Origin of the sequence: Vibrio sp. V42_P2S4T144 (assembly GCF_009904715.1) — a bacterium.
Classification (GTDB): Bacteria; Pseudomonadota; Gammaproteobacteria; order Enterobacterales; family Vibrionaceae; genus Vibrio; species Vibrio alginolyticus.
The window spans coordinates 1-2,749 of record NZ_WXWS01000445.1 but is presented as its reverse complement, the minus strand read 5'-3'; the positions used below and the strand labels follow the sequence as shown (position 1 = coordinate 2,749).

Genomic DNA, 2,749 nt, shown 5'->3' with positions numbered 1-2,749 from the left:
TCCATAGTGTGATCAAGCATTCAAAATACTTTCTACTAACAGGATTTTAGTGTAGATTCTGATCCCAATTTTTAAACACCATCCGAGCGGCATAATCAATGTTAAAACTGTCAGACCTATGTAAAGGCTATGTAGACGGGGGAGAGTTTCACCCTGTATTACAAGGGGCAGAATTAACATTGCAGCAAGGCGACCAAGTTGCTCTGATGGGAGAAAGTGGTTCGGGCAAAAGTACTCTGCTGAATTTAATCGCCGGATTAGATACTGCTGACTCTGGTGAAGTGCAGTTTCCAAATTTTGCTATGCATGAAGCACCGGAGCATTTAAGAACCCTTTATCGCCGCAACAATATTGGGAATATCTTCCAACAATTCAACCTGCTTCCTACACTTAATATTGCCGACAATATTCGTTTTTGTCGTCAGTTAAAAGGTCTGCCGGAAGATAAAGAGTTGTGGCGTCAAATTCTTTCTGCTTTGGACTTAATGCCATTGCTAGGACGTTATCCGGAAGAGGCGTCTGGTGGTCAGCAACAACGTGCGGCGATTGCTCGTGCACTCTATATGGAACCCAAAATCCTGCTTGCTGATGAGCCAACTGGTAGTCTAGATGAGCGAAACGCAGAAGCAGTAATGCGCTTATTAACGAGTCTCGCTCGCCAACTGGAGTGTACTTTGCTGTTAGTGACGCACAGTGAAAAAGTGGCCGCCCATATGGAAGGAAAGATTCGACTTCAAGGAGGGCAGCTACATGTTATGGCCCGTAGTTAAGGCACTACTCGGTCATTACCGTCGTTACCCTCTACAAATTATTCTTGTCTGGCTGGGATTAACTTTAGGCGTGTCCCTCCTTGTTGGTGTTACTTCTATCAACCAGCATGCAAAACAAAGTTATGCTACTGGGGAAAAGCTTTTCTCCAATCCTTTGCCATACCGAATCCGAACGAAGCACTCTGCCAATAAAATTCCTCAAGGTTTTTATATTCAGTTACGTCGAGCTGGGTTTAACCAATGTGCACCGTTTGATGTGCTTCATCTAGATGCCAAGACCGATATGAGCCTGATGTTGGTGGGGATAGATCCTGTCGCGATGATCCCACTACAACAAGGAAAATCGCTGGGTGAGATGCCGGTTTTATCACTAATGAAGCCTCCTTATCCTATTCTCGTTAGTCAAGATTTAGCCGCTTACATGAGTTGGCAGGATGGGGACTTCATTGAGATGAATGACGGAAGCCGTCTCGGGCCTATTCAAGTAGATAAGGACAAGATGCTTTCGGGTACTCGGTTGGTTACTGATATATCGTTGTTGCGTATGCTCAAGCGGAGCTCAGGTTTGTCTGCGATTTCTTGTGGCGAAATGCCAGAGGAAAAGCTGATAGCACTGAAAAACATGTTGCCAAACGGAATGACGCTCGTTAGGAATACGCGTACTGAGCTTGAGTCGCTAACTAACGCATTCCATATGAATCTCACCGCGATGGGAATGTTGTCGTTTTTGGTCGGGTTGTTTATTTTTTATCAAGCGATGTCTCTGTCTTTCATCCAGCGACAACGTTTGGTCGGTATTTTGAGACAGACTGGTGTTAACGGAACACAGTTAGCGCAAGCTTTATTACTAGAGTTGTCTTTGCTCGTCTTTATTGCGTGGGCGTGTGGTAACTTTTTTGGCTTGATCTTAGCAAATGAACTTATCCCAGCAGTGTCTTCGAGCCTGAGTGATTTGTATGATGCCAACGTAGGCTTAACCATAGGATGGTCATGGCAATCTAGCTTATACAGTCTAATCATGGCAGCGATGGGTGCGTTGATATCGTGTCTGTGGCCATTAATCCGTTTGCTGAAGTCACAACCAATCCGCCTTTCTTCTCGACTGTCGCTAATGCGATTTGCTGGAAGAGAGTTCTCTTGGCAGGCGCTTGCGGCATGTGCGTTTTGTGTCGCTGCAATAGCGGTATATCAGGCGCCGAAAACACAAGAAACCGGCTTTGCTATTATTGCGCTGATGTTGGTTAGTGTGGCGTTGTTTATGCCATTTATTATGTGGCATATGTTCCAAAGTTTTTCTTATACCATGCGATGGGTTCGTGTCCGTTGGTTTTTTGCTGATGCAGCAGCCAGCATGAGCTATCGCGGTGTGGCTACGATGGCGTTTATGTTAGCGCTGGCGGCAAACATTGGTGTAGAAACAATGGTCGGAAGCTTTCGAGATACAACCGATAAGTGGCTAAATCAGCGATTAGCGGCTGATGTGTACATCTATCCGACCAACAATTCAGCCGCTAGGATGAGCGCATGGCTCCAGAATCAGCCAGAGGTGAACTCGGTTTGGTGGCGCTGGGAAAAAGATATGCCGACCGAGCATGGTGCTCTGCAAGTTGTGAGTACGGGCTCTTCTGAAGGTGAGTTAGACTCACTTACCGTCAAGTTAGGTGTCCCAAATTACTGGTATCAACTGCACGCTACCAAGAGCTTAATGGTCAGTGAGTCGATGGCCTTGAAGCTGGATATCCGCCCTGGCGATTTCATTAACTTGCAAGAACCGCTTGGTGGTGATTGGCAAGTCGTAGGCGTTTACTACGATTATGGAAACCCATATAACCAGGTGATGATGTCGCACCGGAATTGGCTGTATGCATTTGCAGGTACGGGTAATGTTGGTCTTGGCGTAGTATTAAAAGATAACGTCAATGGAGAAGGGCTGAAAAATCGCTTAGAGAATGTATTCCGTCTCCCGCAAGATCGTGTGT

General features: G+C 46.0%; 2 protein-coding genes. Both read left to right on the top strand.

Annotation, left to right across the window (positions count from 1 at the left end; genetic code table 11):
- Positions 1 to 98: 98 nt before the first annotated feature.
- The gene (locus tag CAG68_RS14955) at positions 99 to 770 is read left to right on the top strand and encodes an ABC transporter ATP-binding protein (protein ID WP_005378040.1); all 672 of its coding nucleotides are present in this window, start codon (positions 99 to 101) and stop codon (positions 768 to 770) included.
- Positions 751 to 2,749: FtsX-like permease family protein (locus tag CAG68_RS14950; RefSeq protein WP_161441324.1), on the top strand; the 1,999-nt coding region annotated here is incomplete at its 3' end. The genes CAG68_RS14955 and CAG68_RS14950, both read left to right, overlap by 20 nt.